The sequence below is a fragment of the Beijerinckia sp. L45 genome (assembly GCF_009765775.1).
In the GTDB taxonomy this organism is placed as follows: domain Bacteria; phylum Pseudomonadota; class Alphaproteobacteria; order Rhizobiales; family Beijerinckiaceae; genus RH-AL1.
Map to the genome: position 1 here is coordinate 1 of NZ_LMUU01000063.1, position 25,974 is coordinate 25,974.

At 65.7% G+C, this 25,974-nt stretch carries 32 protein-coding genes; 12 read left to right on the plus strand and 20 right to left on the minus strand.

The genetic code is table 11. From position 1 onward, the window contains the following. Positions 1-404, plus strand: a 404-nt coding sequence (locus GSQ79_RS06500) for an RsmD family RNA methyltransferase (protein ID WP_158807917.1), incomplete at its 5' end; no start/stop codon positions are given. A 62-nt stretch (positions 405-466) separates the two neighbouring features. Here the strand turns inward: GSQ79_RS06500 and GSQ79_RS06505 are convergent. From GSQ79_RS06505 to GSQ79_RS06555, 11 genes are all read right to left on the minus strand, one after another. Continuing rightward, positions 467-1,003 carry a fasciclin domain-containing protein gene (locus tag GSQ79_RS06505; protein ID WP_246725140.1) on the minus strand — a complete coding sequence of 179 codons (537 nt, stop codon included), beginning with the start codon at positions 1,001-1,003 and terminating at the stop codon, positions 467-469. Between the two features lie 199 nt (positions 1,004-1,202). Continuing rightward, on the minus strand, positions 1,203-2,468 hold the full coding sequence (gene purD / locus GSQ79_RS06510) for a phosphoribosylamine--glycine ligase (protein ID WP_158807919.1): 1,266 nt from the start codon (positions 2,466-2,468) through the stop codon (positions 1,203-1,205). An 82-nt stretch (positions 2,469-2,550) separates the two neighbouring features. Next, entirely contained in the window at positions 2,551-2,829 is a 279-nt protein-coding gene (locus GSQ79_RS06515) for a type II toxin-antitoxin system RelE/ParE family toxin (protein WP_158807920.1), read from the minus strand. Beyond that, positions 2,826-3,131 (minus strand): hypothetical protein, encoded by a 306-nt coding sequence (locus tag GSQ79_RS06520; RefSeq protein WP_246725137.1) that lies wholly within the window; start codon positions 3,129-3,131, stop codon positions 2,826-2,828. The genes GSQ79_RS06515 and GSQ79_RS06520 overlap by 4 nt, the downstream gene beginning before the upstream one ends. A gap of 55 nt (positions 3,132-3,186) precedes the next feature. Beyond that, the gene (mutL, locus tag GSQ79_RS06525) at positions 3,187-4,977 is read right to left on the minus strand and encodes a DNA mismatch repair endonuclease MutL (RefSeq protein WP_158807921.1); all 1,791 of its coding nucleotides are present in this window, start codon (positions 4,975-4,977) and stop codon (positions 3,187-3,189) included. A 178-nt stretch (positions 4,978-5,155) separates the two neighbouring features. Then, positions 5,156-6,457, minus strand: coding sequence for a pitrilysin family protein (locus tag GSQ79_RS06530; protein WP_158807922.1), 1,302 nt, complete (start codon positions 6,455-6,457; stop codon positions 5,156-5,158). A 38-nt stretch (positions 6,458-6,495) separates the two neighbouring features. Continuing rightward, on the minus strand, positions 6,496-7,857 hold the full coding sequence (locus GSQ79_RS06535; protein ID WP_158807923.1) for a pitrilysin family protein: 1,362 nt from the start codon (positions 7,855-7,857) through the stop codon (positions 6,496-6,498). 143 nt (positions 7,858-8,000) lie between these two features. Continuing rightward, positions 8,001-8,489 (minus strand): hypothetical protein, encoded by a 489-nt coding sequence (locus tag GSQ79_RS06540; RefSeq protein ID WP_158807924.1) that lies wholly within the window; start codon positions 8,487-8,489, stop codon positions 8,001-8,003. A gap of 110 nt (positions 8,490-8,599) precedes the next feature. Beyond that, positions 8,600-9,097 (minus strand): signal peptidase II, encoded by a 498-nt coding sequence (lspA, locus tag GSQ79_RS06545; RefSeq protein WP_158807925.1) that lies wholly within the window; start codon positions 9,095-9,097, stop codon positions 8,600-8,602. A 160-nt stretch (positions 9,098-9,257) separates the two neighbouring features. Then, the gene (gene ileS / locus GSQ79_RS06550) at positions 9,258-12,356 is read right to left on the minus strand and encodes an isoleucine--tRNA ligase (protein WP_158807926.1); all 3,099 of its coding nucleotides are present in this window, start codon (positions 12,354-12,356) and stop codon (positions 9,258-9,260) included. Between the two features lie 64 nt (positions 12,357-12,420). After that, a complete protein-coding gene (locus tag GSQ79_RS06555) occupies positions 12,421-12,762 on the minus strand; it encodes a hypothetical protein (RefSeq protein ID WP_158807927.1) in 342 nt (113 codons plus the stop codon). 299 nt (positions 12,763-13,061) lie between these two features. On the opposite strand from GSQ79_RS06555, the gene GSQ79_RS06560 reads away from it, so the two are divergent. The 3 genes from GSQ79_RS06560 to GSQ79_RS06570 are packed head-to-tail and all read left to right on the plus strand — an operon-like array spanning position 13,062 to position 14,232. Next, complete coding sequence (locus tag GSQ79_RS06560; RefSeq protein WP_158807928.1) at positions 13,062-13,292, plus strand: AbrB/MazE/SpoVT family DNA-binding domain-containing protein; 231 nt, start codon at positions 13,062-13,064, stop codon at positions 13,290-13,292. Then, positions 13,289-13,693 carry a PIN domain-containing protein gene (locus GSQ79_RS06565; RefSeq protein WP_158807929.1) on the plus strand — a complete coding sequence of 135 codons (405 nt, stop codon included), beginning with the start codon at positions 13,289-13,291 and terminating at the stop codon, positions 13,691-13,693. Before GSQ79_RS06560 ends, GSQ79_RS06565 begins: the two co-directional genes overlap by 4 nt. A gap of 38 nt (positions 13,694-13,731) precedes the next feature. Then, positions 13,732-14,232, plus strand: coding sequence for a hypothetical protein (locus GSQ79_RS06570; RefSeq protein WP_158807930.1), 501 nt, complete (start codon positions 13,732-13,734; stop codon positions 14,230-14,232). A 4-nt stretch (positions 14,233-14,236) separates the two neighbouring features. Here GSQ79_RS06570 and GSQ79_RS06575 read toward each other — a convergent pair whose 3' ends face one another. The 5 genes from GSQ79_RS06575 to yajC form a co-directional block, all read right to left on the minus strand. Beyond that, entirely contained in the window at positions 14,237-15,061 is an 825-nt protein-coding gene (locus GSQ79_RS06575; protein ID WP_158807931.1) for a squalene/phytoene synthase family protein, read from the minus strand. Further along, entirely contained in the window at positions 15,061-15,435 is a 375-nt protein-coding gene (locus tag GSQ79_RS06580; RefSeq protein WP_158807932.1) for an Mth938-like domain-containing protein, read from the minus strand. Before GSQ79_RS06580 ends, GSQ79_RS06575 begins: the two co-directional genes overlap by 1 nt. 28 nt (positions 15,436-15,463) lie before the next feature. Continuing rightward, positions 15,464-16,417 (minus strand): protein translocase subunit SecF, encoded by a 954-nt coding sequence (gene secF / locus GSQ79_RS06585; protein WP_158807933.1) that lies wholly within the window; start codon positions 16,415-16,417, stop codon positions 15,464-15,466. A gap of 18 nt (positions 16,418-16,435) precedes the next feature. Then, positions 16,436-18,028, minus strand: a complete 1,593-nt coding sequence (gene secD, locus GSQ79_RS06590; RefSeq protein ID WP_158807934.1) for a protein translocase subunit SecD — start codon at positions 18,026-18,028, stop codon at positions 16,436-16,438. 63 nt (positions 18,029-18,091) lie between these two features. Further along, positions 18,092-18,454 (minus strand): preprotein translocase subunit YajC, encoded by a 363-nt coding sequence (gene yajC / locus GSQ79_RS06595; RefSeq protein WP_246725138.1) that lies wholly within the window; start codon positions 18,452-18,454, stop codon positions 18,092-18,094. A gap of 271 nt (positions 18,455-18,725) precedes the next feature. On the opposite strand from yajC, the gene GSQ79_RS06600 reads away from it, so the two are divergent. The 5 genes from GSQ79_RS06600 to GSQ79_RS06620 all read left to right on the plus strand — a co-directional run bounded on the left by GSQ79_RS06600 (position 18,726) and on the right by GSQ79_RS06620 (position 21,164). After that, entirely contained in the window at positions 18,726-19,211 is a 486-nt protein-coding gene (locus tag GSQ79_RS06600) for a hypothetical protein (RefSeq protein WP_158807935.1), read from the plus strand. Next, positions 19,208-19,366, plus strand: coding sequence for a hypothetical protein (locus tag GSQ79_RS06605; RefSeq protein WP_158807936.1), 159 nt, complete (start codon positions 19,208-19,210; stop codon positions 19,364-19,366). The genes GSQ79_RS06600 and GSQ79_RS06605 overlap by 4 nt, the downstream gene beginning before the upstream one ends. Before the next feature lie 83 nt (positions 19,367-19,449). Continuing rightward, the gene (locus GSQ79_RS06610; protein ID WP_246725139.1) at positions 19,450-20,355 is read left to right on the plus strand and encodes an ATP-binding protein; all 906 of its coding nucleotides are present in this window, start codon (positions 19,450-19,452) and stop codon (positions 20,353-20,355) included. Then, positions 20,355-20,669, plus strand: a complete 315-nt coding sequence (locus GSQ79_RS06615; protein ID WP_158807937.1) for a multidrug efflux SMR transporter — start codon at positions 20,355-20,357, stop codon at positions 20,667-20,669. Before GSQ79_RS06610 ends, GSQ79_RS06615 begins: the two co-directional genes overlap by 1 nt. A 126-nt stretch (positions 20,670-20,795) precedes the next feature. Next, positions 20,796-21,164, plus strand: coding sequence for a nuclear transport factor 2 family protein (locus GSQ79_RS06620; protein WP_158807938.1), 369 nt, complete (start codon positions 20,796-20,798; stop codon positions 21,162-21,164). A gap of 5 nt (positions 21,165-21,169) precedes the next feature. On the opposite strand, the gene dusA is transcribed toward GSQ79_RS06620, so the two are convergent. Continuing rightward, a complete protein-coding gene (dusA, locus tag GSQ79_RS06625; protein ID WP_158807939.1) occupies positions 21,170-22,171 on the minus strand; it encodes a tRNA dihydrouridine(20/20a) synthase DusA in 1,002 nt (333 codons plus the stop codon). A 235-nt stretch (positions 22,172-22,406) separates the two neighbouring features. Here dusA and GSQ79_RS06630 point away from each other — a divergent pair, with 235 nt between their 5' ends. Then, positions 22,407-23,093 (plus strand): PAS domain-containing protein, encoded by a 687-nt coding sequence (locus GSQ79_RS06630; protein ID WP_158807940.1) that lies wholly within the window; start codon positions 22,407-22,409, stop codon positions 23,091-23,093. Here the strand turns inward: GSQ79_RS06630 and GSQ79_RS06635 are convergent. The 3 genes from GSQ79_RS06635 to GSQ79_RS06645 form a co-directional block, all read right to left on the minus strand. Then, positions 23,052-23,447 carry a DUF3126 family protein gene (locus tag GSQ79_RS06635; protein WP_158807941.1) on the minus strand — a complete coding sequence of 132 codons (396 nt, stop codon included), beginning with the start codon at positions 23,445-23,447 and terminating at the stop codon, positions 23,052-23,054. The genes GSQ79_RS06630 and GSQ79_RS06635 overlap by 42 nt on opposite strands. A 124-nt stretch (positions 23,448-23,571) precedes the next feature. Beyond that, complete coding sequence (gene cysE / locus GSQ79_RS06640) at positions 23,572-24,444, minus strand: serine O-acetyltransferase (protein WP_158807942.1); 873 nt, start codon at positions 24,442-24,444, stop codon at positions 23,572-23,574. An 80-nt stretch (positions 24,445-24,524) separates the two neighbouring features. Next, positions 24,525-25,295 (minus strand): alpha/beta fold hydrolase, encoded by a 771-nt coding sequence (locus tag GSQ79_RS06645; RefSeq protein WP_158807943.1) that lies wholly within the window; start codon positions 25,293-25,295, stop codon positions 24,525-24,527. A 118-nt stretch (positions 25,296-25,413) separates the two neighbouring features. Here GSQ79_RS06645 and GSQ79_RS06650 point away from each other — a divergent pair, with 118 nt between their 5' ends. Together GSQ79_RS06650 and GSQ79_RS06655 are read left to right on the plus strand one after the other, a co-directional pair. Then, entirely contained in the window at positions 25,414-25,665 is a 252-nt protein-coding gene (locus GSQ79_RS06650) for a zinc-finger domain-containing protein (RefSeq protein ID WP_158807944.1), read from the plus strand. Positions 25,666-25,691: 26 nt separating this feature from the next. Next, positions 25,692-25,974, plus strand: a 283-nt coding sequence (locus tag GSQ79_RS06655) for an FAD-dependent monooxygenase (protein WP_158807945.1), incomplete at its 3' end; no start/stop codon positions are given.

The following is a 25,974-nucleotide window of genomic DNA, read 5'->3' on the forward strand; positions in this document are numbered from 1 at the left end:
TCGCGGGTACCGGCGCCGTAGCGCTGGAAGCGCTGTCGCGCGGCGCGAGCTTCGCGCTGATGGTGGAGGATGGGGCAGAAGCCCGCGCGCTGATCCGCGACAATGTCGAGAGCCTCGGCGTCGGCGGCGAAACCCGCATCTTTCGCCGCGATGCCCGAAAACTCGGCGCGGCGCCGGCCGGCGAGCCCTTCGACCTCGCATTTCTCGATCCGCCCTACGGCAAGGGCCTGGGCGAACTTGCCCTCATCGCGCTGCGGGACGGCGGCTGGGTCAAGCCGGACGGCCTCTACGTTTTGGAAGAAGCGGCCAGCACCGTCGTTCAGCTGCCCGGCGGCTTCGAAAAACTGGAGCAGCGCACCGTCGGCGACACGACGGTCTATTTTCTCCGGCGGCAGAGCGCATAAAAAAACCCGGCTCTCGAAAGAGCCGGGCCTGTCGTCCTCGCAAGCGGAGCGATGGATGACGCTTACGGGAGCAGGACGGTGTTGATGACGTGGATCACGCCGTTCGACTGCATCACGTTGGGGATGGTCACCGTGGCGACGTCGCCCTTGCTGTCGATCAGCTCGATATGGCCGCCCTTCGATTCGACGGTCAGCGGCTCGCCCTGAACCGTGGTCAGCGTGGCCTTGCCGCCGCCGTCCTTGATCATCTTCATGAGGTCCTTGGCGGTGATGGTGCCCGGGACGACGTGATAGGTCAGCACGGCCTTCAACTGCGGCAGCGCCTCAGGCTTCAGCAGACCCTCGACGGTGCCGGGCGGCAGCTTCTTGAAGGCGGCGTTGGTCGGCGCGAACACCGTGAACGGGCCAGGGCTCGCCAGGGTGTCGACGAGGCCCGCGGCCTTCACGGCGGCGACGAGCGTCGTGTGATCCTTCGAATTCACCGCGTTCTCGACGATGTTCTTGCTCTCGAGCATCGGCGCGCCGCCCACCTTGGGGTTCGCGAAAGCAGCGGTCGAAGCACCTGCAAGCGCCATCAAGGCCACGCCGGCAACAGCCATCTGATTGAACTTCATGTATTTTCTCCAATGAAAGCGGGTTCTTGTCCCTCTTCACTGGGTCTTACGGGTCGCCAAAGCGAAAGGTTTCGAACTCTGACTTTCGGATGATTCTTTTATATTTCGCAATTTGATGAAACTTTTGCGAAAGACAGTATAGAGCGGGGCAACGTTGCGCGATCAGCGCATGATAGCGCGGCGATCATGCGCCGATCGCCCGGGCGCCGATGTCCCGGCGGTAGTAGGCGTCCGTCCAATCAATGCGCGCAGCCGCGTCATAGGCCCGCGCGCGCGCCGCGGCGATCGTTGCGCCGCGACCCGTCACGTTGAGCACCCGTCCGCCGTCGGCGACCAGCGTGCCGTCGACGGTCTTCGTGCCGGCGTGAGTGACCGTTACGCCGGGCAGGTCCGCTGCACCGTCGAGGTCGATGGCGCCCCCCTTGCGCGGCGCGACGGGATAGCCGTCCGCCGCGATGACGATCGTCAGGGCTGCCTCGGAGGACAGGCGCGGCGACGTCGCGCCCATCGTGCCATCGGCGCAGGCGAGCAGCAGCGTGAGGAAATCGTCCTCGAGCCGCGGCAACATCGCCTGGGTTTCGGGATCGCCGAAGCGCACGTTGAACTCGATGAGTTGCGGCCCGTCGCGGCCGATCATCAGGCCGACGAAGAGCACACCCTTGAACGGCGTGCCGGCTTCGGCCATGCCGTCGAGGGTCGGCTGCACGATCTCGCGCATCACCCGCGCCTCGCAGGCCGCATCGAGGATCGGCGCCGGGGAATAGGCGCCCATGCCGCCGGTGTTGGGCCCGGTGTCGCCGTCGCCGAGCCGCTTGTGATCCTGCGCCGAGGCGAAGGCGACGGCCCGGTTGCCGTCGCACAGCGCGAAGAACGAGGCTTCCTCGCCTTCCAGCACCGCTTCGATGACGACGCTGGCGCCGGCGGCGCCGAACGCCCCGCCAAAAACATGGTCGATCGCCGCATGCGCCTCGGCGACGTCGGCCGCCACCACGACGCCCTTGCCGGCGGCGAGCCCGTCCGCCTTGACGACGATCGGCGCGCCCTGCGCCGTCACATAGGCCTTCGCGGCCGCCGCGTCGGCGAACGTGCCGTAGGCCGCCGTGGGAATGCCATGCTTGGCACAGAGCGCCTTGGTGAAGGCCTTGGAGCCTTCCAAAGCCGCCGCCGCCTTCGACGGCCCGAACGCCTTGATGCCTTCGGCCTCCAGTGCATCGACGAGGCCGCCGACCAGCGGCGCCTCCGGCCCGACGACGACGAAACCGATTTTATGGGCGCGGCAGGCCGCGATGACTGCGGCATGATTCTCAGGGTCGAGCGCCAGACACGTCGCAACCGCGGCGATGCCGGGATTGCCCGGCGCCGCAAATAAGGTTGTCAGCAGTGGGCTCTTGGCCAGCGCCAGCGCCATCGCATGCTCGCGTCCGCCGGAGCCGAGAAGAAGGATGTTCACGTGTTATCGTCCCGCGGGGTCATTACAGTCAGCGCTGCTTGTAGGGGCTGCGCCGGGTTACGGGAAGCGCTGCGGCGAACGGCTATCGATCCCGCCGTGTATGCCAAACATCGTAAATGACGATCTCGTCGTCGCTAAAACGATAGTTGATTGCATAGGGGTAAGGGACCGCGTGAACCCGGCGCATCCCAGGCCTGTTTCGAGACGCGGCCCCGGCATTCGGCCAGAGCGCCACATGCTCGATCACCTGTTGGATCCGCTGCTGCACATTCTGGGCTCCCGCCGGATTGCGGTCGCTGATATAATCGAGGATGGCGGCCAGCTCGATCGCGGCCGGTGTCGTGAAGCGGATGCGCCTCACAAACCGTGCTTCGCCCAGAGGGCGCGCACCTGGTCGTCCGTGGCAAAATCGCCGCGTGCTGCCGCCGCCTCCGACCGGTCCAGTCGCTCCATTTCTTCCGGCGTATAATCGAAACTGCCAGGGTCTTCCGCCAGCTTGAGCAACAAGGCCGCGACCCCTTCGCCACGCTCCGGCGGCAGGCTACGCAGCATGCCGATCGCTTCTTCGACCTTGGTCATCGCCGTTCCTCCCTCAGGTCGTTTCAGCTCAAAATCAGATCGGCTTGCACCAATATTTTGACGGCAAAAGGCGTTTTGAAGCAACGATAACCCTGCCCAGCAGGGCGGCCAGGGCCAGGCCGGTCACCATCCACCCCGTCTACCGCCGCCCGAACAGCCGTTCGATATCCCCGAGTTTCAATTCCACATAGGTCGGCCGCCCGTGGTTGCACTGGCCGGACCCAGGCGTGCGCTCCATCTCGCGCAGCAGCGCGTTCATCTCGTCGCCATTGAGCCGGCGCCCGGCGCGCACCGAATGATGGCAGGCGAGCGTCGCCAGCACGTGGTCGAGGCGGCGTTCGAGGCTGGCGGTGTCGGCCTCGTCGTCGCGAAGCCCCGCCGCGAGATCGCGGAGCAGGCTGCCGGCGTCGAGTTTTGCCAGGCTCGACGGGGTCTCGCGCAGCAGCACCGCGCCGGGGCCGAAGCCTTCGAGCGTTAGCCCGAGCGTCGCCAGCAGCGGCGCGGCATCGACCAGCCGCTCGACGTCGCGCGCATCCATCTCGACCACGGCGGGAATCAGCAGCGCCTGGCGTTCGATGCCCGAGGCAGCGCGCGCGGCCTTCAGCCGCTCGTAGACCAGCCGCTCGTGCGCGGCATGCTGGTCGACGATGACCATGCCGTCTCGCGTCTGCGCCAGGATATAGGTGTCGTGGACCTGGGCGCGGGCGGCGCCGAGCGGCGACGCCACCGCCTCCGGTGCCATCGCCGCCGCGCCGGCCCGCGCGTCGGCACTCGGCGTGACGTCGAAGGCCGCCTGCTCCGCCTCGCCGAACCCGAGCGGCCGGGTGGGCGACTGCGCCGCAGTCCAGTTCTGCGGCCCCGGCGCGCTGTAAGTGCTCCAGCCCGGCCGGGCGAAGGCTGCAATCGCCGCGCCCGCGGTCGGCGAGGCCTTGTGCATCGCCGCGGTCAGCGTCTGCTTCAGCGCGCCGACGATCAGCCCGCGGATCAGGCCGGGATCGCGGAAGCGGACCTCCGCCTTGGCCGGATGCACGTTGACGTCGACCTCGGCGGGATCGCAGGTGACGAATAAAGCCAGCGTCGGATGCCGCCCCGAGGGCAGGAAATCCATGTAGGCCGCGCGCACCGCCCCGAGCAGCAGCTTGTCGCGCACGGCGCGGCCGTTAACGAAGAGATAGAGTCCCGTGGCATCGCCGCGATGCCAGGTCGGCAGGCCGGCAAAACCATGCAGCGTCGCGCCTTCGCGCATGGCGTCGACGGGCAGCGCGTTGGGCTTGAAGTCGCGCCCCAAAATCTGGGTCAGACGCTCCAGCAGCCCGTCGGCGCCGGGCGGACAGGCGGGATAGTCGAAGCCTGCGGTCTCGGTGCTGGCCAGGGTAAAGCGCACCCAGGGATGCGCCATCGCCAGGCGCTGCACGGTGTCGCCGACGGCGCGCGCCTCGGCGCGGTCGCTCTTCAAAAATTTCAGGCGCGCCGGCGTGGCGCCGAAGAGATCGCGGACGTCGACGCGGGTGCCAAGCGGCTGCGCGCCGGGCCGGACCTCATGCTTGATGCCGCCGTCGACGGTGATCGCGTGGCCCTGGGCGCCTGCGGCGGTGCGGGTGGCCACCGTCAGCAGCGCCACGGAGGCGATCGACGGCAATGCCTCGCCGCGAAAGCCCAGCGTGTGGATCGCCTGCAGGTCGCCGTCGGGCAGCTTCGAGGTGGCGTGGCGCTCGACGCAGAGGGCGAGATCCGCGGCATCCATGCCGTGGCCATTGTCGACGATGCGGATCAGCTTGCGGCCGCCAGCTTCGATCGCGACGTCGATGCGCGTCGCCCCGGCGTCGAGCGCATTCTCGACGAGCTCCTTCACCGCCGAGGCCGGACGCTCGACCACCTCGCCGGCCGCGATGCGGTCGATCAGGATACGGTCGAGACGCTGGATGGGCATGCGGTGTCCCCGGGTACTCCTTCTCCCGCCTGCGGGAGAAGGTGGGCCTCGCGTCAGCGAGGCTCGGATGAGGGCGGTGCCGTGTCGCTTCGACGTCGAGGCAGCCCTGCCATCGCCCTCATCCGTCACCGCTACGCGGCGACACCTTCTCCCGCAAGCGGGAGAAGCGGGAGTCTCATCACAGACCCACAGGCTTTCCGGCGATCGTCACCAGCAGGGCGCCGTCGCCGAGCAGGCGCTTGGCGGCACGGCTGGCATCCGCCATCGTCACAGCGGCGATATCGGTGTTGCGGGTGTCGAGCCGCGTGACATCGTAGCCGTCGAGCTGCAGGCTGACGAGCTGGCCGGCGATCTTGTGCGACGTGTCGAAGCGCAGCGCGTAGGAGCCAATGAGATACTTGCGCGCCTTGTCGAGCTCCTGCTCGGTGATCCCGCCTTCCGCCATCTGGCGGATTTCATCCTGAATCACCGAAATCGACTCGGCGGCGCGCTCGTTCTTGGTCGAGGTTGCACCGACCAGCATCGCCGCATGGTCCATCTCGCTGTTCTGCGAGTAGACGGAATACGCCAGCCCGCGCTTCTCGCGCACCTCCTTGTAGAGCCGGGCGGTGAAACCGCCGGCGCCGAGCACGTGGTTCACCACGGTCGCCGCCATATAGTCGGCATCGTCCCGCGGAATGCCCTGGCGGCCGAAGCGGATCGTCGACTGCGGCACGTCGATCGTCGTGACGTGCTGCGTGCCGGTGCCGCTGAACAGCACGGTGGCGACCGGCATCAGGTCGGCCTTGGCCGGGAGCACGGCGAAGACGCGGTCGAGCTCGCGGCCGAGAGTCTCGGCGTCGATGGCGCCGACCACCGCGACCTTGAGATTGTCGCGGGCGAACAGACGGCTGTGCATCAGCACGAGATCGTCGCGGGTGATCGTCTCGACGATATCGAGGTCGCCGCGCACCGGCTGACCATAGGGATGGTTGGGGTAGGACAGCTGGCGGAACAGGCGCGCCGCGGCGTGGTCGGGATCATTCAGCTCGCGCTTCAGCGAGGCAACCACTTGCCCCTTGACCCTGGTCAGCGACGGCGCGTCGAAACGCGGCTCGGTCACCGCCAGCGCCAGCAGCTCGAAGGCGCGGCCCATGTGGCGCGACAGCGTCTTCATCCGCCCCTGGATCGCATCACGATCGGCGGAGAATGAGATGTCGATCGCACTGTCATCCAGCGCCTGGTGGAACGCCGCGGAATCATAGGGGCCGGCGCCTTCGTCGACGAGGCCGGCGAGCAGCGTCGCCACGCCCGGCTTGCCGAGCGGGTCCTGCGAGGCGCCGCCCTTGAACCCGAAGTTCACGGCGAGCAGTGGGATCGCGTAATCCTCGACGAGCCAGGCCTCGATGCCGCCGGGCGAACGAACCTTCTGCACCCGCGAGGCACGGGATTCGACCGCGACGAGGCGCGGGTCGAGCAGAGTATCGACGTGGGCTGTCATGCCGGCTTTCCGGAAAGCGTTATGGTGGAAGGGCGGCATCAGGCGGCCTCCGCCGGGAGGAGATAGCCGGCGACGGCGCGGCGCTTGTCGAGGTAGCGCAGCGCGTCCTGCACCTGCTCGACGGTTACCGCCTCGATGCGATCGGGCCAGGCGGCGATGTCGGCCAGGGTCTGCCCTGTGGCGAGCGAGGCGCCGTACCAGTTCGCCAGCGTCATCTGGCTGTCGCGGGCGTAGATGGCTTCGGCGACCAGCCGGGTCTTGGCGCGCGCGAGATCGGCGGCATCGAAGCCGGTCGCCGCAAGCTTGCCGATGATCTTGGCGATGGCCTGGTCGATCTGCTCGAGGCTGACGCCCGGAACCGGCACGGCGTAGATGAAGAAGCGCGTCTCGTCGAGCGCGGTCCCCATGTAGTGCGCACCCGCCGCCACCGCGATCTTCTCGTCCATGACCATGGCCTTGTAGAGGACAGAGGTCTGGCCGCTGCCGAGCAGGAAGGCCAGCACTTCCAGCGCCTCAGCCTCGCCGGGCTTGCCGGTCGTGTAGGACGGCACGAGATGCAGGCTCTGGTAGCGCGGCTGCTCGACCTTGTCGTCGACCATGGTGACGAGGCGATGCGTCTTCGGCTCGGGCTCCTGCGGGCGGCGGCGGATCGGCGCCTTACCGAACGGCTTGATCGGCCCGTAAATCGTCTCGGCCAGCGCGATCGTCGCCTGCGGATCGACGTCGCCGGCGACGATGAGGATCGCGTTTTCCGGCGTGTAGAAGCGCTCGTAATAGTTGAACGCGTCGCTCCGATCGAGCGTCTCGATCTCGTGCGCCCAGCCGATCACCGGCTTGCCATAGGGGTGCGACGTATAGATCGCCGCCTGGATCGCCTCGTCGAGGATTTCGGCGGGATCCGAATCGGTGCGCATGCGGCGCTCTTCCAGCACCACGTCGCGCTCGGGCGCGACGATCTCGTCGGTGAGGACGAGGTTCTTCATCCGGTCGGCCTCATATTCCATGCAGACCGAAAGATGCTCTTTCGCGATGCGCTGAAAATACGCCGTGAAGTCGTTGGACGTGAAAGCGTTTTCCTGGCCGCCGAAATCCGAGACGATGTTTGTGAACTTGCCCGCCGGATTGTCGTGGGTGCCCTTGAACATCAGGTGCTCGAGGAAATGCGCGATGCCGGACTTCCCCGCCGGGTCATCGGCCGAGCCGTTGCGGTACCATACCATGTGGGTCACCACAGGCGCGCGATGATCGGGAATGATGACGATGTCCATCCCATTCTCGAGCCGGCCCTGGACGACGGCGGTATCGCTCGCTGCGCCGGAAGCATCGCTGCCGGGCGTGAGAGCATGGCTCGGAATAAGGGACACGCTGCCGCCGGAGGACGCGAGGGGGCCTGACGCCATGACTTGGTTCACCTTGATCAAAACGGTCGCCGCTCGCCGTCGAAACGCGGGCGGCTCAAGCGATCAGGTATAGCGCAATCAATATGGGCGCGGCATCCCCAAACTGCATTGGACAAATTGCCCCGACTAAAAGCGAGGCCTCGTTACTGCGCGGCGGCGGCCTCTTCGGCCTTCTTGTGGTGGTGGTGCTTGGCAACCGGCGTCGCATCGCCATGGTCGGCCTTGTTGCCGGTCGCGACCACAGCCGAGGCATCGAAATAGGCGGCCGGCGGCTCTATGAGGTAGTTGCGGGCCTGTCCGCTCTCGGCCGGCGGCACCGGCTGGCGCGGATCGACGAGCGCTTTGCGCCGCGCCATCACGTCCGGGTCGTCGGGGAAGCCGGCCGCATGACGCTTGGCGCCGGGCTCGACGGGCGGCGGCAGATCGTTGCTCGGCGGCACCGCGATGGGGGCGCGCGGGCTGTAGTCGATCGGCTCGTGCTCCTTGCCGAAGCCGACGGCGCTCATCAGGTTGCCGTAGATATCCTTGTAGTCGGTATGCTCCTGAGCCCGCGCGGCCGACGTCGCGGCCTGCGCGGCGAAGGCCATCACGACCAGCGCGACCGACAGCGGCACGCGATTGCGTAATTTCATCGCTTCATCCTCAAGATCTTCGAAAGCATCGGCCTATAGTCCGCGCCTTCACGGCAATTTGGAGGCGTCGGCGCTTCTATCACGACTCCGCGAGCCTCGGCCAATCGACTTTACGGCTCGTACCGCGCCCCGGCCACCGGCCGGGCCGTCAGGAAAAAGGCGTCGATCAGCAACAGGCCGACGCCTGCGACGATCGCGACGTCGGCGAGATTGAAGACGTACCAGTGAAAATCCCCGACGTGGAAATAGTAGAAATCGGCCACCCAGCCGTAGCTGAACCGGTCGATCGCATTGCCCAGCGCGCCGCCGACGATGAGGCCGAGCGCCAAGGCGACGACGCGCGTGGTGGTGCGCCACAGCCAGACGCCGATCAGCGCAGTGGCGAGAACGGTGAAGCCGACCAGCGCCCAGCGCGCCGCCGGGCTGTGGGCACTGAGCAGCGAGTAGGAGATGCCCGGGTTGCGCGCGGCGATGACGTCGAAGAACGGGGCGAGCCGCACCGGCTGCCGCGCCTCGATGTCGAACACGTCGAGCAGCCACAGCTTGTTGGCCTGATCGACGACCAGGGTCATGGCCGCGACCAGGAAGCCGGCGACGCGGGGGCTCATGTCCTCCCCCGCCAAATCCTCACCCGCAAAGCGGGGGAGGGGGACCGAAGGCGGTGGAGGGGGCAAAGTGCTGCAGTGGAAAAACGCGGCGCCCCCTCCACCATGCTGCGCATGGTCCCCCTCCCCCGCTCCCGCGGGTGAGGATACACGCGGCCAAAGTTCATACCCAAAGCCCGGCGGCCTTCAGCTCGCGCAGCGCCGCGGCGTCACGCGGCGTGACGTCCGGGAATTCCGGGTCGCTGCCGACATCCGGCGAGATCTTCCACGAGCGCGCGCATTTTCTGCCCTCAGCCCGCTCGACCATGACAGCGACGCCCGGGACCTCGGCGAGGCGGAACGCCGCATCCGGCCCATACCCTTCGGTCAGCGTGACGTCCGAAGTGATGCAGATCTCGGCGAAATCGATCCCGACCAGACTGGCGCGCAACGCCTCGTTGGCGATGAACACCGTCGGTGCCGCCTCGAGCGACGACCCGATCGTCTTCTGCGCCCGGGCGATTTCCAGCGCCCCGGTGACGACGGCCCGCACCGCCCGCACCTGCTCCCATTTCGCGGCCAGCTCGACGTCGCGCCAGTCGGCCGGGATATCGGGGAAGGCCTCGAGATGGACCGACGTGGCCTCGGGATAATGTGACAGCCAGGCCTCCTCGGCGGTGAAGACGAGGATCGGCGCCAGCCACAGCGTCACGGACCGAAAAATGTGCTCGATCACCTCGAGCGACGCGCGGCGGCGGGCGCTCGACGGCGCGTCGCAGTACAGCGCATCCTTGCGGATGTCGAAGTAGAACGCCGACAGATCGGTGTTGAGGAACATCGACAGCCGCGACACCACGCGCTTGTAGTCGAAGCGTTGGTAAGCCTCGCGGATCTCGGCATCGAGCTCGGCGAGCCGGTGCAGCATCAGCCGCTCCAGTTCGTCCGTCGCCTCGAATCCGACCTCCTGCGCCGGATCGTAATGCGCCAGCGTGCCGAGCATCCAGCGCAGCGTGTTGCGCAGCTTTTTATAGGTCTCGACGAAGGTTTTGAGGATCTCCGGCCCGATGCGAAGGTCGTCGGAATAATCGGCTGCGGACACCCAGAGGCGCAGGATATCCGCGCCGGAATCCTTGATGACGCTTTGCGGCGCCACGACGTTGCCCTTGCTCTTCGACATTTTCAGGCCGCGCTCGTCGAGCACGAAGCCATGGGTCAGAACCGCATCGTAGGGCGCCCGGCCACGAGTACCGCAGCCCTCCAGCAGCGACGAGTGGAACCAGCCGCGATGCTGGTCCGAGCCTTCGAGATACATGATCTCGTCCTGGCCGCCGTCGCGGATCCGCTTGATGCCGGCGAGACCGGGAAAGGCCTGCGGGTCTTCCAGCGTGAAGGCATGCGTCGAGCCGGAGTCGAACCAGACGTCCAAAACGTCGTCGACTTTTTGCCACTTCGGGCCGTTCCCGACGAGTTCGGCGGCAAGCTCTTCGCCGAGGAAGCGCTCCCGCGCGCCCTCCTGGTACCAGGCATCGGCGCCCTCTTGCGCAAACGCGTCGGCGATGCGCGCGTTGACGGCGGCGTCGACCAGCGGCTCGTGGTCGGCGTTGACGAAGATGGCGATGGGCACACCCCAGGCGCGCTGCCGCGACACCACCCAGTCCGGACGGTTGGCGATCATCCCGGTGATGCGGTTCTCGCCAGCGGCGGGATACCATTTTGTCCGGGCGATCTCGGATAGCGCGACGCCGCGGAGGGTCGATTCCCCTCCCCCTTGTGGGGAGGGGGCAGGGGTGGGGGTCCCCGCCCCTGCTTCGGTTACCGAGGAACGGGACGAACCCCCATCCCTACCCTTCCCCACAAGGGGGAAGGGTTTGCCGTCGGCGTCGGCCGCCGCCGGCACAAACCCCTTGTCCAGCGCGATGAACCATTGCGGCGTGTTGCGGAAGATCAGCGGCTTCTTGGACCGCCAGGAATGTGGATATTGATGCTTCAGCCGCCCGCGCGCGACCAGCGTGCCGGCTTCCACCAGCGCCGCGATCACCGCCTCGTTGGCATCGCCCTTGTTGCCCTTGTCGTCCAGCACCCGGCGCCCGACGAAGCCCGGCGCGTCCTCGGTAAGGAATCCATCGGCATCGACGGTGTAAGGGATGCGCGGATCGATGCCGCGCTCGCGCAGCAGGCGATTGGATGCCATCCAGATGTCGAAGTCGTCGCGGCCGTGCGAAGGCGCGGTGTGGACGAAGCCGGTGCCGGTGTCGTCGGTAACGTGATCGCCGTCGAGCAGCGGCACGTCGAAGCCGTAGCCGAGCGCCGCCAGCGGATGCGCCGCCGTCAGGTTTTTGAGCGCCGCTGCCGTGACGGTGCGGACTTTTTCAAAGGACTCGACCTTGGCCGCCTTGAACACGCTTTCGGCCAGCGCATCGGCGAGCAGATAGAGCGCGCCGGTCTTGGCCCAGTTGTCGTCCGCAGCCGCAGTGACGCGGTAGAGGCCGTAGGCGATGCGGGAGGCGAAGCTGATGGCGCGATTGGCCGGCATCGTCCACGGCGTGGTCGTGTAGATCACCACGCGCGCCTCGGCGAGGTCGGCGCTCGCACCACGAAGCGGAAACGCGACAAAAACCGTATCCGAAACATGGTCCTCGTATTCCACCTCGGCCTCGGCCAGCGCAGTCTTCTCGACCACGCTCCACATCACCGGCTTGGAGCCGCGATAGAGCAGCCCGTTGGCGGCGAAGGCCATGATCTCGCGGGCGATCTGCGCCTCGGCGGCGAAACTCATCGTCTCGTAGGGGTGGGCCCAATCGCCGGTCACGCCAAGGCGAATGAATTCCTCGCGCTGGATGTCGACCCATTTGCGGGCGAACTCGCGGCACTGGCGGCGGAATTCGACCACCGGCACATCGTCCTTGTTGCGCCCCTTGGCGCGATATTCTTCCTCGATCTTCCACTCGATCGGCAGGCCGTGGCAGTCCCAGCCCGGCACGTAGTTCGAGTCCTTGCCGGTCATCTGCTGCGACCGGGTGACCAGATCCTTCAAGATTTTGTTGAGCGCGTGGCCGATATGGATGTTGCCATTGGCATACGGCGGCCCGTCGTGCAGCACGAATTTGGGCCGGCCCTGCCCCGCCGCGCGCAGCTTGCCGTAGAGGTCGATCTCGCTCCAGCGCGCGAGCAGCTCGGGCTCCTTCTTCGGGAGACCGGCGCGCATCGGGAACTCCGTCTGCGGCAGATAGAGGCTCTTGGCGTAATCCACGCCATCGGCGGCGGCTTTGTCGGGCTTGTTCATGGAGGTGCTTTTAGAGGAAGAGCCCGACGGAGCAAGGCCGCAGATCAGCGAGCATCATACCGCGTCACGGCGCGGGCCGGCCACCGTCAAAGGCGTCGAGCGCGAGGCTGCGCGCCAGATGCCCTTTGATGCCTTCCAGGTACTGGAGGTCGTTTCCATCCCAGTCTGACGAAGCGCTGAAGTTATGGCCTTGCAGGAAGGTCTCGATCGCCTTCAAACAGAACAATGCCGTGTCGTCGGAGATGGAGACATAGCGCATGGGGCGCTCCGAGCCGGCTGGCGATCCAGAGCTTTGGTAGACCGCGTCTTGGCGCAAGTCCTTGACATGCTGATCGTCGGCGAACGCCGACTGCTGCTCCGCGACCAGGCGAGCGAAGCGCAAGGCTTTTAGCGACAATTCGATCATGACCACCCTCCGACTCGGGTGAAGGATCGATGCGTGGCTCGTAGCTCATCCTTATACGCCGCCAAAAGCATATGCCCGCACGCACCCAATCGTCGCCGCCGTACCGGAAGTGCTCAATGTCCTTCGGCCGAGCATGGTCCATACGCGCATTTTGAGCGTTGCCCATGCGAAAGAGGTCGATCGTTGTCCGCGGCAAGGATTAAACGACTTGTTGAGAGCGGATCGTCATCAGGGGTCGCTTATCCCGCGTTGTCGTCGCCGAAGATATACATCATATCATGTGTATTTTGGAGCATGCCATGCAAATCGCGAAATGGGGAAACAGTCTTGCGGTCCGCCTTCCCGCAGCTCTCGTCGAAGCCCTGAACCTGAGAGAAGGCGATGATATCGAGATCCATGTCGTGGGCGAGCGCGCCTTCGACGTGGCTCGCGATACCAGCCGCGAACGCGCCTTGGAGCAGCTTCGTTCGCTGCGCAAGCCTCTGCCCGCCGGCTGGATCTTCGATCGCGAAGATGCGAACAGGCGATGAAGACCGCGCCTGCCTTCATCGACAGCAACGTCTTGATTTACGCCGCGAGCGACGATCCGCGCGCCGCCATCGCTGAAGGTTTGATGACCGTCGGGTGCGTCACGAGCGTTCAAGCCCTGAATGAGTTTGCGACCGTCGCGCGCCGCAAACTGAAAATGAGCTGGGTGGAGGTCCGCAGCGCCATCGATGTAATGCGTGTTCTCTTTCGCGTCATCGCCCCAATCGACCTCGCGATTCACACGGATGGGCTTCGGCTTGCCGAGCGTTATGGCTTTGCGTTCTACGACGCCCTAATGATCGCGTCGGCCCTACGGCTCGAGTGCAAGACGTTCTGGTCGGAAGACATGCAGCACGGCATGGTCGTCGATAAGACTCTGATCATTAAAAATCCTTTCAAATAAAACCGCAGCGCGACAAACACTCGCCTTGGAGCTTCATAATGGAACTAAAATTATTGCAATCTCATTTCGAGAAAGCACAAAAACTTGCTCTAAATCTTTTCCAGGCTGCGAGCTGCGTTATTCCACATGAGTTTTCTCTACCTATTATCGAACAGACCACAATGGATTTGATGGAGTTCGGCTTTCATGCTCGGCGCGTAAATGAACTTGCACAGATAGACCCGTCTTTGATATCAGGCGCTAATGGCAAGAGGTTCAAATATGAAAACTCGAGCCTCGACGCACCTCTTGAAGAGAATTATGGGCACGCATTAAATCGTCTACGACACCCAAATACATATTCCGTCGGCCTCATCGAATGGGGCGGAGATATTGTATTTGAAAAATCAAGCTCTCACGTTATAGTTTCATTCGCCCGTATCACAACAAATGATCCCCGCTATCTGGACAAGAACGTGAGTATATTTGGAATCTCATTTTCGTTCCTAACTGAGGTCAGGACGCTGATGCACGCTAAGTATCCTCAATATGGATATTAATCGCCTACAGCCCCCGCGCTGCGCGCCACAACACCCACTGCCGCCGCCACTGCGGCAGCTCGATCGGCGTCGCGAAGGGGTCGAGGCCCGGCTTCTCCATCCGCCGCAGATAGGATTCGCACAAGAAGGCCGGCAGGCAAGCGAGCGGTGCCGGGCAATCCGGCAGCGCCGCGTGCATGGTTTTGAGGTGGCCGCGGACCCGGGCGCGCAGATCATTGAGGACGAAGCCGAGGGCCGGCGAGTTGCGGTGCGCCAGCACTTCGTCCGGTGGCAGCTGGAAGCGCGCCAGCACGTCGAGCGGCAGGTAGAGCTGGCCCTTCATCACCTGCCACGGCAGGCCGCGCAGCAGGCCGGTCATGGCATAGGCGCGGCCGGCCGCCTGGGTCGCGGCGCTCGCAGGGAAACCGGGCGCAAGAATCTGTGCGGTACAGGCGAACAGGGTGGCCGACGTCGCGTGGACATAGCCCTCATAAGCGTCGAGCGAGGGCATCGGATCGTCGTAGAGGTCGAAGCTGCGCGCCTCGATCAGCGCCAGCAGCGGCGCGATGTCGAGCTTGCAGCGCACCACCGTGTCGAGCAGCGCTTCGGCCGCGGGATGGCCGGCGGCAGCGCCGTTCGCCAGCGCGTCGCGCCACCACTGGAAGCGGATCTCGCCGAGCATCGGCTCCGACACCGTGTCCCGGACTTTTGCCATTTCCAGGTTGAAGGCGAGCAGCGCGTGGACATGCGGCCGTGCTGCGTCCGGCAAAAACAGGCTCGCCAGCCAGCGGTCGCGATCGTCGCGGCGGACTTCGGTTTCACAGTGTGCGTAGGCGCTGGCAGCAGCCATCACGGCACGGCGAGAAGCGCCGCCGCCACTTTCCGCTTTTCGCCCAGCAGGATAGAATAGGTGCGCGCGGCCGCGGCCGTCGCCATCGGCTCGGCTTTGATCCCGCGTTGACGCAGCGCATCGCGCAGATCGAAGAGCGGCAGCAGCGTCGGCCCCGTGCCGATCAGCAGATGCTCGATCGCGCCGGCCTCGGAAAGCACGCGGGCGAAGGCCGCGATCACCAGCTGACCGGGATCGACGAGATCCCAGGCGTAGATGCCGGACGGCAGCACGAGAAGCGATCCGCGATGCGACATGCCGGCGAACTGAAAGCCGCCGGCGCCGTAGCCGTCGAGAGCATGCAGACCGGGGAGAAAGCCATTGATGTCATCCATCATATGATCTGCACCCGGACCAGAACGGTCAGATCGTCGCCTTGGCCGGCTTTGCCGCCGGCTTCGGCGGCACCGCCAGCGCCGTCGTCTCGTGGCCGAGGCCGAGATAGATCAGCATCGGCGAGCAGATGAAGATCGACGAATAGGTGGCGACGAAGATGCCCCAGATCATCGCCAGCGAGAACGAGCGGATCACTTCGCCGCCGAACAGGACGAGAGACAGCAGCGCGAGAAACACCGTGGTGGCTGTCATGATCGTGCGCGGCAGCACGGCGTTGACCGACATGTCGATCAGCTCGCTCGTCGAGACTTTGCGGTACTTGCGCATCATCTCGCGGATGCGGTCGAGCACCACCACCGTCTCGTTGAGACTGTAGCCGACGATCGTCAGAATCGCCGCGATCGACGTCGTGTTGAACTCGAGATGGGTGATCGAGAAGAAGCCGACGGTCAGCAGCAGATCGTGCATGGTCGCGATGATCGCACCGACGGCGAACTGCCATTCGAAGCGGAACGAGAGATAGCAGAGCACGGCGACGATCGAGAGGACGACGCCGAGCGTGCCGGACTGCACCAGCTCGCCGGAGACGCGCGGGCCGACGACTTCGGAGCGCCGCACGGTGTAATCGGTGCCGACGGCGGTTTTGACGCGGTCGACCGCGGTTTGCTGCGCGGCCTCGCCGCCGGGCTGGACGCCGAAGCGCACGATGACGTCGGAGGCGTTGCCGAACCCTTGCACTTCCACGGCGCCGACGTTCATCGCCTCGGCCTGCTGGCGGATCTTGGCGAGATCCGCGGTGCCGGAATTGGCGCGCAGCTCGATCAAGGTGCCGCCTGAAAAGTCGATGCCAAAATTCATGCCGACGGTGAGGAACAGCACCACCGAGACGATCGAGAGCACCGCCGAGAACGGATAGCTGAAGCGCCGGAAGCGCATGAAGCCGAACTTGGTATTTTCGGGTGCGAGGCGGAGGAGTTTCATGGGATACCCTTATCCGGCCTAAATCGGGAGCCGGGTCGGACGCTGGTAGCGATACCACAGCGCGATCATCATCCGCGTCATCGTCACGGCGGTGACGATGGACGTGAGAATTCCGAGACCGAGAGACACGGCGAAGCCACGGACCGGGCCCGCGCCGAGAAAATACAGGATCGCGGCGGCGACGAACATCGTGACGTTGGAATCGACGATCGTCGCGAAGGCGCGGGTAAAGCCGGCATCCAGCGACTGGATGATCGAGCGCCCGGAATGCGACTCCTCGCGGATGCGCTCATATATGAGCACGTTGGAATCCACCGCCATGCCGATCGTCAGCACGATGCCGGCGATGCCGGGCAGCGTCAGCGTCGCGCCGAGCAGCACCAGGCCGGCGAAGATGAAGGAGATATGCACCGCCAGCGCGATGTTGGCGAAGATGCCGAACGTGCCGTAAGTCACGAGCATGTAGGCGAAAACCAGCGCCGCGCCGACATAGGCCGCGAGCTTGCCGGCGTTGATCGAATCCTGGCCGAGGCCCGGTCCGACGGTGCGCTGCTCGACGACCGTCAGCTTGGCCGGCAAGGCGCCGGCACGCAGCAGAACGGCGAGCTTGTTCGCCGTTTCGAGCGTGTAGTTGCCCGAAATCTCGCCGGAGCCGCCGGTGATCGCGCCGCGGATCGTCGGCGCGGAAATCACTTTCCCGTCGAGCACGATGGCGAAGGGCCGGCCGATGTTTTCCGACGTCACCTGGCCGAATTTCTGGCCGCCGCGGATGTTGAACTTGAAGTTGATGACCGGCTGCTGCGTCTGCGAGCTGATGCCCGGCTGCGCGTCAGTGAGATCCTCGCCCTGGACCATGATGCGCTTTTCGACGGGGATCTTGCCCTGCTCGTCGGTCTGGTCGAGCAGTTCGACGTCGGCGGGGGCCTCACCCGGCTGCGCCACCAAGCGGAACTCGAGCTTGGCGGTCGTCCCGACCAGCGCCAGCAGCTGGGCCGGATCCTGCAGGCCCGGCACTTCGATCACGATGCGATCGTTGCCCTCGCGCTGGATGCTCGGCTCCTTGGTGCCGCTTTCGTCGATACGACGGCGCAGCACTTCGATGGACTGGTCGACGGCGCGGCGGACGCGATCGGTGACGCCGGCATCGGTCACCGTCATCTGGATCGTGCCGGAGCCGTTGTCGCTGAGATCGTAAGGCGCCGCGCCGGACTGGCCGAGTGCGGAAATGCCGGGATAGGCGAGTTGACGCAGCTTCGGCATCAGGCGGGCGCGCTCGGCCGCATCGGGCACGCGGACCTGGACGCCACGCGGCAGCACGCCGATGCCGCCGGTGATCTGGACTTTTTCGTCACGCAGGGTGCGGCGCACGTCGTCGCGGGCGTTATCGACCATCGTCTTGACGACGGAGGCGTTGTCGACCTCGAGCAGAATGTGCGAGCCGCCCTGGAGATCGAGACCCAGCACGATGGTGCGGGGCGTCGCCCAAGACGGCAGCGCGGCGTCGAGTGCGCTTCGCGCGCCGGGGCTCAACAGGCTCGGGATCACGATGAGCACCGCGAGCGCCGTCATCAGGATGATGGAAATGATTTTCCAGCGGGCAAAGCGCAGCATGCGTATCAACAATCCAAATTGAGCGACGGACCGTAGCCGGTCCGTCTGGTCAGCGCCTCGAGATCAGCTCGCCTCTTTGACGGGCTCGCCCTTAGAGCGGACGTCGGAGACCATGGCGCGCACGACCCGCACGCGGACGTTCAGGGCGATCTCGACTTCGAGCTCGTTGGCGTCCTCGATCACCTTGGTGACCCGTCCGACGAGGCCGCCCGTCGTGACGATCGTATCGCCGCGGCGGATGTTCTTGATCAGGTCGGCCTGGTCCTTGGCGCGCTTCTGCTGCGGCCGCAGCACCATGAAGTACATGATTACGAGAATCGGGCCGAACAGCGTCACGTACTGGAGGATCTGGTCGTAGCCTCCTGGCGCCGCGGCAGCGGTCTGGGCGAAGGCTGGGGTAATGAAAATGGTCGTGCTCCATAGCAAGACCCGCCTTGGGCGGCGGGATGGGCGGGTTATACCGGGGGGATAGGCGAATGCAATGGGACTGGTGGCGGTCGGGGCACATCCTCTCCGACGCGAAGCGTGGGGAGGGGGACCGCCGAGGCGGTGGAGGCGGCGGCGATGCCATTAACATCCAGTCTACCTCAGCCGGCCGAGCGCCCCCTCCACCATGCTTCGCATGGTCCCCCTTCCCCGCCTCGCGGATGAGGATCAGCGCCTTGACGTTATTAGATGCTTGTCAGATCATTCGCTTATGCTTGGATGCCCGGCAACGCTCTCGCTTGACCAGTTCCGCGCCGCCTGGCAGTCGGGCGAGTTCAATCGTGTCGGCGTGACCGGGTCCGGCGGGCTGTTCTTCGTCACAGGGCAGCGCGGCGGAGATAAGGTGACCCTTGCGACGACACGGGGCAAAGCCGTCCGCGGGTTTCGCGACGCGGGCAAGGCGATCGCCGTGCTTCACGGCATGGGCGCGCGTCACATCGATGTCGACAAGTCGAACTGGACGCCCGATCAGGTCGGGTCGGAAGGCAAGCGCCGGCCTGATACGGCGCTGCGGCAGCAGCGTGCACATGCCGCAGCAGCGCACGACTCATGGTTTCGCGCCGAGGTTTTGAGAAGCCTGGAGGAGGCGGATGCGTCGGATGCCAACTGGATCGCGCATGACGACGTGAAACATGCTGGAACCGCGCGCCGTGCCGTCTGGGTCAATCGGGTCGAGGCGGGACGAAAGCCCGGTTGATCGTCGTCTGGCTCAAGTCAGGCGTTCGCACGCGCGACAATCAGCTCGACTATATCGCCGAAGACAATCCGTCGGCCGCCCTGCGCATCGAGGCGGCGATTGATCGGCAAGGTCGCTGCGCCCGCCCCTGGGTCGCGTCGCGTCGCTCGCGATGACGGACCTCAGGTGAAGGCGGATCGTGACACAAGGGTCGCCCGTGCTAAAGGCCTGCCAAAGAGCCCAAAAATCGAGGACACCCGTGACCACCGACCGCGACGATCTGCTCGCCTCCCTCTCGACCCCCGATGCCGCCAGCGCCCTGACCCGCATCGCCGTGGCGCTCGAAGCGCTGGTTCCCAAGCCGCCACAAAAACCCGACTTCGACGCCGCCGACGCCTTCGTCTGGCAGGCCGAGGGCAACACGCTCGTGCCCGTCCCCCACGTCAGCCGCGTCGAGATCGGCCTGCTGCGCGGCATCGACCGCGTGCGCGACATCCTCACCGACAACACCGAGCGCTTTGCCCGCGGCTTTGCCGCCAACAATGTGCTGCTGTGGGGCGCCCGCGGCATGGGCAAGTCCTCGCTGGTCAAGGCGGCGCATGCCAGCGTCAACGCGGCGCATGCGGCGGACGCCGGCTTCCTGCCGATGAAGCTCGTGGAAATCCACCGCGAGGACATCGACAGCCTGCCCGGCCTGATGACTCTGATGCGCGATACGCCCTACAATTTTCTCGTCTTCTGCGACGACCTCTCGTTCGACTTCGACGACACAAGTTACAAGTCGCTGAAGGCGGTGCTCGACGGCGGCATCGAGGGCCGTCCGGCCAACGTCCTGTTCTACGCGACCTCCAACCGCCGCCACCTGATGCCGCGCGAGATGCTCGACAACGAGCGCTCCACCGCGATCAACCCCGGCGAGGCGGTCGAGGAAAAGGTCTCGTTGTCGGATCGCTTCGGCCTGTGGCTCGGCTTCCACAAGTGCTCGCAGGACGAGTTTTTGGCGATGGTCTTCGGCTACGTCGATCACTACGGCCTGGTGCAGGACCGTGCGATCACCGAGGCCGAGGCGCTGGAATGGGCGGCGACGCGCGCCAGCCGCTCCGGCCGCACGGCCTGGCAATACATCCAGGATCTCGCCGGCCGCATGGGCAAGGCGATCGGCTGATGGCCTGGATTCTCGTCCTGGTGGCCGGCCTGTTCGAGGTCGGCTGGGCGGCCGGCATGAAAGCGTCGGACGGGTTTACCCGCCTGACGCCTGCGATCGTCACCGTCGTCTGCCTCACCGCCAGCTTCGGTTGTCTGACGCTGTCGCTGCGCTGGCTGCCGCTCGGCACCGCCTATGCGGTGTGGACCGGCATCGGCGCGGCCGGCTCGGCCGCCTTCGGCATGTACTTTTTTAGCGAACCGATCTCGGTCTTGCGGATCGTCAGCATCGCCTTGGTCGTCGCGGGGATCGTCGGCCTGAAAATCGCGGGCTGAGATCTTGGCGGAAAGCGAGGGGCAATTGGCATAACCGCCAAAGCCCTGTCGGTAGAGTGGCCCATGTTGCCGGCGCGCTTCGACGCGTCCGGTCCCAAAGCCCCTCTATCGGACAGGAATGATCCCATGGCCTTGACCCATCTCCACGCTTTCACCGCAGCGATGCAGCGCAAGGACCTCGACGCCATGTTGTCCCACATGGCCGATGACGTCGTGCTGAAGACGCCGCTCCACGTCGCTCCCTTCGCGGGCAAGCCCGCCATCCGCCCCGTCGTCGATGCCCTGCTGGCCGTCGTCGACCGCTTCGAGTTTCGCGAGATTTTGCAGGGCCCGCGGCACGTGTCCGCCGTGTTCGGCGTGGTCGTCGGCACCGACGTGCTCGACGGCATCGATCTGTGGCGACTCAACGACGCCGGTCTCATCCAGGAAATGACGGTGTTCTGGCGTCCGCTGCCGACGATCGTCTCGGTGCAGGCGAAGCTCGCGCACGCCTGAAAAGCTCAGGCGGCGACGGCTTCGCTTTCCACCTGCGGCGCCCGGACGTGGCGCAGAGCGTCGCGCAACACCGCCACGCCGGCGCCCGCCTTGACGCCCTCGGTGGCGAGATGGCGGCGCCACGCCCGCGCGCCCGACCAGGTGTTGAACAGGCCGAGCATGTGGCGGGTCATCGCGTGCAGCGGCACGCCCTCGGTAAGCCGCGCCTCGACATAGGGCATGAACCGCTCAACCGCGTCCCGGCGGTCGAGATCGGGCGGGGTCGCGCCAAAGATGCGGCGGTCGACCGAGAGCAGCAGCGACGGATCGCTGTAGGCCGCGCGTCCGATCATCACCCCGTCGACATGCGCGAGCTGCGCTTCCGCGGCTTCGAGCGTGGCGATCCCGCCATTGATCGAGATCGGCACGGCGGGGAGCCGCTGCTTCAGCCGATACACCAAGGGATAGTCGAGCGGCGGCACGTCGCGGTTTTCCTTCGGCGACAGGCCCTTGAGCCAGGCCTTTCGCGCGTGGACGATCAGCGCGTCCGCGCCGGCCGCGATCACCGCATCGGCCATGGCGTTGAGCGCGACCTCGGGATCCTGATCGTCGACGCCGATGCGGCATTTGACCGTGATGGGCAGCGGAACAGCCGCCTTCATTGCCGCGACGCAATCGGCGACAAGGTCGGGCTCGCGCATCAGGCAGGCACCGAACGCGCCGTTCTGCACCCGGTCCGAGGGGCAGCCGACATTGAGGTTGATCTCGGCATAGCCCCAGTCCGCGCAGATCCGCGCCGCGGCCGCGAGCGCCGCAGGATCGCTGCCGCCAAGCTGCACCGCCACCGGATGCTCGACCGCGTCGAAGCCGAGCAGCCGCTCACGATTGCCGTGCAGGATCGCGCCGGTCGTGACCATCTCGGTATACAGCCGCGCCTGCTGCGAGAGGACGCGGTGGAACGCCCGGCAATGCCGGTCGGTCCAGTCCATCATCGGGGCGACGGAAAAGCGATGGGGTTGCGTCGGCATGGGCACCACCGGCGCGAGCGCGCGCCGTCATGTTGAGCGGAAGCCGCAGACCATAGGGTGAGCGGCCCGCAAGGGAAAGTGCAACGTCCTGTCAGCCTGGGCCTAACGCTGCGGCACAGCGCTCGCTCCCAAACACCCGAAGGTCAGCTTTTTCCAACTTCGGACGCCGATCTGCGCCAGATTGAACCACTTTGCAGGTGGAACGCGGCACAGACGGCGCCCTTCGGGAGCCCGAATGAAACACCAGGCCACCAACGAACTGTTTCGCTACTGGAACGAGCTTCGCGGCGAGCGCACCGCACCGGAGCGCAACGAGATCGACCCCGGCGCGATCCGCCATGTGCTCGCCGACACGTTCATGCTGGACATCGACGCCGACCAGCGCTTTCCGTTCCGGCTTGCCGGGACGCGCGTCAACGCCCTGTTCGATGCCGAGCAGAAGGGCCGTTCGTTTCTCGATATCTGGACCGAGGAAGAACGCCGCAACCTCGCCGGCGTGCTGATGACGGTGGCCGATGGCGCCTGCCCGGTCGTCGCCGGGGCTATCGCGTCGCCGGCCGGCCAAGGCGAGTGCCCCTTCGAGCTGCTGCTTCTGCCGATGCGGCATCACGGAAAAACGCATTCGCGCATTCTCGGCATCATCAAGAGCGTCAAGACGCCGTCGTGGCTGGGGATGCTGCCGGTCGGGCCGCTCAAGCTCCGCTCGCTGCGGATCGTCGATGGTGACGAGATGGAGTTGATCGACGTGCGCCCGCAGGCCGGGCCGCACCGCCTCGCCAGCAAGCTGCGCGGCGCGGGCAGCAAGATGGATATCCGCCCGTTTCTCCGCGTCATCGAAGGTGGGGCGTCGGGCGGCTTCGAGAGCCGCCGGGTCGTGCGATCAAATGTCTTCGAGGTCGAAGTCGAGAATAGCCATCTGTAGGGTGAAGGACTTGCCCTTGGGGTCATCGGCCGAGATGATGCCGAGGAAATCGTCGCCGCAGTTCAACTCGACGGAATCCGTCTTCTTGCCGCGCGGCACGATCTTCAGCTTGTCGTTCTCGAACAGGCGCCGCAGATATTCCTGAAGCGTCGCGCGATCGACGGGGATGTTCAGCTCGAAGCCGAACGAGCGGTCGCCATCCTCGTCGTCGACTAGAATCTTGCCGATCGTCCGCTCGCCGAGATGGACATCGGCCGCGTCCGACAGCTTTTGCGACGGCGTGACGCGCAACCCCTCGTTGACGAACGAACGGCGCAGAAAATCCTGCAGCTTGTGCAATTCGGTCTTGTCCACGTGAAGTCTCCAGAGGCGCAGGGCGCGTGGCTTGCCAGAAATCGGCTCGACGCGCAATCGCGCCGCGCGCTCCCGGCTGTTTAGCGTACCGCGCTCTTAATCGAAACAGCCATAAGCCGAGCGGCTAGCGGCGCGGCTCCAGGATGACGCGGCTTTCGCTGTGTTCAAGGATCGGCTTGGACGCCAGGATCTGGTCCATCGTCCGCGCCGGCTCGGCGCAGCCGGCGTCGCCGACGATGCGCGCCGGCACGCCGGCCACCGTCTTGTTGTTCGGCACGGCATGCAGAACCACCGACCCTGCCGCGATGCGGGCGCAATGCCCGACCTCGATATTGCCGAGGATCTTGGCGCCGGCGCCGATGAGCACGCCATGGCGGATCTTGGGATGGCGATCGCCGGTTTCCTTGCCGGTGCCCCCGAGCGTCACGTCCTGCAGCATCGAGACATTGTCTTCGATCAACGCGGTCGCGCCGACGACAAGCCCGGTAGCATGGTCGAGGAAGACGCCCTTGCCGATGCGCGCCGCCGGATTGATATCCGTCTGGAACACCGCGGACGCCCGGCTCTGAAGATAAAGCGCGAAATCGTGACGGCCGGCGCGCCAGAGCGCATGGGCCAGCCGATGCGTCTGGATCGCGTGAAAGCCCTTGAAATACAGGATCGGCTCGATGACCCGGGTGCAGGCGGGGTCGCGATCGATCACCGCCAGCAGATCGGCGTGGAACGCCTCGGAAAAGCTCGGATCCTTGGCGATGAAGTCGAGATAGGCCTGCCGAATCAGGTCGCTCTGCACGTCGGGATGCGCCAGACGCGCGGCAACGCGATGGACGATGACGCTTTCGAGCGAGTCGTGGTTGAGGATCGTCGAGTAGATGAAGCCGGCGATCTCCGGCTCGCGCCGAATGATGTCCTCCGCTTCGCCCCGCATGCGCGCGAAAACCGGATCCTTGACGTCCAGCGGGACGATGATCGCGCTTCCCTGGCTTCTGCCACTCATGAATTCACCACTCGATTTCGATCGCATCACTGCGAACGGGGAAGATCATCCGTCTCGTTGCAGTGCACATATAGGAAAGCTTATTCCCGATCGCTCAAGAAATCGAGAACGCCTGTTTTGTAGGTTCTGTCACCGACCGCCTTGTTATGGTCGCGCCCGGGGATCGACAGCACCGTCGCCGACGGGAACATCGCCGCGAGGCGAAACGGATCGCCGGCGACATCGTCCTCGGTGCCGACCGCGACCAGCACCGGCAGCCGCATCGTGGCGATCTTCGCCTCGGGCAGAAGGTCGCGCGAGCCGCGGATACAGGCGGCCAGCGCCTTGCGGTCGCTCTTCGTGGCATCGGCGAACGCGCGAAACATCCGCTGCATCGGGTCGGTGAGGTCGTCCAGCGACGCGGCTTCCATCGCGTCGGCGACACCGACCGGCAGCGTGGCGCCATCGGCAAGATGGTGACCGATTCCGCCGAGGACGAGCGAGCGGACGCGCTCGGGATGGGCCTCCGTCAGAAACGCGGCGATGCGCCCGCCCATGGAATAGCCCATGACGTCGACCCGCTGCAGCCCGAGATGATCGAGCAGAGCCAGCGCGTCAGCGGCCATCAGGCTGATGTGGTAACTCCCGGGATCATAGAGCTTTTCGCTGCGACCATGGCCGCGGTTGTCGAACAGGATGACTCGTCGGCCGGCTTCGGTCAGCGTCTTGACCCAAAGCGGGAACACCCAGTTGATCGCATGGGTCGAGGCGAAGCCGTGAATGAGGAGAATCGGCTCGCCGCGATCGTCGCCGACGGCAGGCTCGTCGAGATAGGCAAGGCGGACACCGCCGTTACCTCGAAACTCTTGCATGGACACTCTCTTGGCTTCCGGCGACGCCGGATTGGCGCTCGGGACGGCTTGCTTTTGGTCAATAATCGACGCAGGTGAAGAGGGAAAGGCCTCTGGCCGGTCAGCACAGGACAGCGCGATGGCTCATCATGGTACGCCGCATTTCCACAATCAGCCGGGCCTCGCGCAGATCCGCGTCGGCGCCCGGGAATTCATGTGCATCGGCGCCCTGCCCCCGTTCGACCACCCGCATATCTTCATCGACATGGGCAGCGAGAACGACATCGTCTGCTCCTACTGCTCGACGCATTACGTCTACGACGCCGCTTTGCATGGCGGCTGCGCGCCGGCGGAATGCCTCTACATGCCGGACGCCGAAAAGGCCGCCTGAGCGAACGCGCTGCGCGTGATGCCTTCATGACCCATGTCCTGATCGCCGGCGCCGGCATCGGCGGCCTGACGGCGGCCCTCGCGCTGGCCAAGGCGGACATCGCCGTGACCCTGATCGAGCGGTCGACGGCTCTCGGCGAGGCCGGCGCCGGCCTGCAGATCTCGCCCAACGCGAGCGCCATCCTCCGCCGCCTCGGCCTGCTCGAGACCTTGCGCACCAGCGCCGTCGCGCCGAAGGGCATCCATGTCCGCGAGGCGCGCAGCGCCGCCACCCTTTCCTATCTGCCGCTCGAGGCGGCCGAGGCGCGCT

Coding starts and splice junctions, on each gene's coding strand:
- GSQ79_RS06505 (WP_246725140.1), bottom strand. CDS start 1,003: ATGGCTGTTGCCGGCGTGGCCTTGATGGCGCTTGCAGGTGCTTCGACC.
- mutL (WP_158807921.1), bottom strand. CDS start 4,977: ATGCCCATCCAGCGTCTCGACCGTATCCTGATCGACCGCATCGCGGCC.
- GSQ79_RS06530 (WP_158807922.1), bottom strand. CDS start 6,457: ATGACAGCCCACGTCGATACTCTGCTCGACCCGCGCCTCGTCGCGGTC.
- GSQ79_RS06535 (WP_158807923.1), bottom strand. CDS start 7,857: ATGGCGTCAGGCCCCCTCGCGTCCTCCGGCGGCAGCGTGTCCCTTATT.
- GSQ79_RS06540 (WP_158807924.1), bottom strand. CDS start 8,489: ATGAAATTACGCAATCGCGTGCCGCTGTCGGTCGCGCTGGTCGTGATG.
- lspA (WP_158807925.1), bottom strand. CDS start 9,097: ATGAGCCCCCGCGTCGCCGGCTTCCTGGTCGCGGCCATGACCCTGGTC.
- ileS (WP_158807926.1), bottom strand. CDS start 12,356: ATGAACAAGCCCGACAAAGCCGCCGCCGATGGCGTGGATTACGCCAAG.
- GSQ79_RS06555 (WP_158807927.1), bottom strand. CDS start 12,762: ATGATCGAATTGTCGCTAAAAGCCTTGCGCTTCGCTCGCCTGGTCGCG.
- GSQ79_RS06560 (WP_158807928.1), top strand. CDS start 13,062: ATGCAAATCGCGAAATGGGGAAACAGTCTTGCGGTCCGCCTTCCCGCA.
- GSQ79_RS06565 (WP_158807929.1), top strand. CDS start 13,289: ATGAAGACCGCGCCTGCCTTCATCGACAGCAACGTCTTGATTTACGCC.
- GSQ79_RS06570 (WP_158807930.1), top strand. CDS start 13,732: ATGGAACTAAAATTATTGCAATCTCATTTCGAGAAAGCACAAAAACTT.
- GSQ79_RS06575 (WP_158807931.1), bottom strand. CDS start 15,061: ATGGCTGCTGCCAGCGCCTACGCACACTGTGAAACCGAAGTCCGCCGC.
- GSQ79_RS06580 (WP_158807932.1), bottom strand. CDS start 15,435: ATGGATGACATCAATGGCTTTCTCCCCGGTCTGCATGCTCTCGACGGC.
- secF (WP_158807933.1), bottom strand. CDS start 16,417: ATGAAACTCCTCCGCCTCGCACCCGAAAATACCAAGTTCGGCTTCATG.
- secD (WP_158807934.1), bottom strand. CDS start 18,028: ATGCTGCGCTTTGCCCGCTGGAAAATCATTTCCATCATCCTGATGACG.
- GSQ79_RS06600 (WP_158807935.1), top strand. CDS start 18,726: ATGCTTGGATGCCCGGCAACGCTCTCGCTTGACCAGTTCCGCGCCGCC.
- GSQ79_RS06615 (WP_158807937.1), top strand. CDS start 20,355: ATGGCCTGGATTCTCGTCCTGGTGGCCGGCCTGTTCGAGGTCGGCTGG.
- GSQ79_RS06620 (WP_158807938.1), top strand. CDS start 20,796: ATGGCCTTGACCCATCTCCACGCTTTCACCGCAGCGATGCAGCGCAAG.
- dusA (WP_158807939.1), bottom strand. CDS start 22,171: ATGCCGACGCAACCCCATCGCTTTTCCGTCGCCCCGATGATGGACTGG.
- GSQ79_RS06630 (WP_158807940.1), top strand. CDS start 22,407: ATGAAACACCAGGCCACCAACGAACTGTTTCGCTACTGGAACGAGCTT.
- cysE (WP_158807942.1), bottom strand. CDS start 24,444: ATGAGTGGCAGAAGCCAGGGAAGCGCGATCATCGTCCCGCTGGACGTC.
- GSQ79_RS06645 (WP_158807943.1), bottom strand. CDS start 25,295: ATGCAAGAGTTTCGAGGTAACGGCGGTGTCCGCCTTGCCTATCTCGAC.
- GSQ79_RS06650 (WP_158807944.1), top strand. CDS start 25,414: ATGGCTCATCATGGTACGCCGCATTTCCACAATCAGCCGGGCCTCGCG.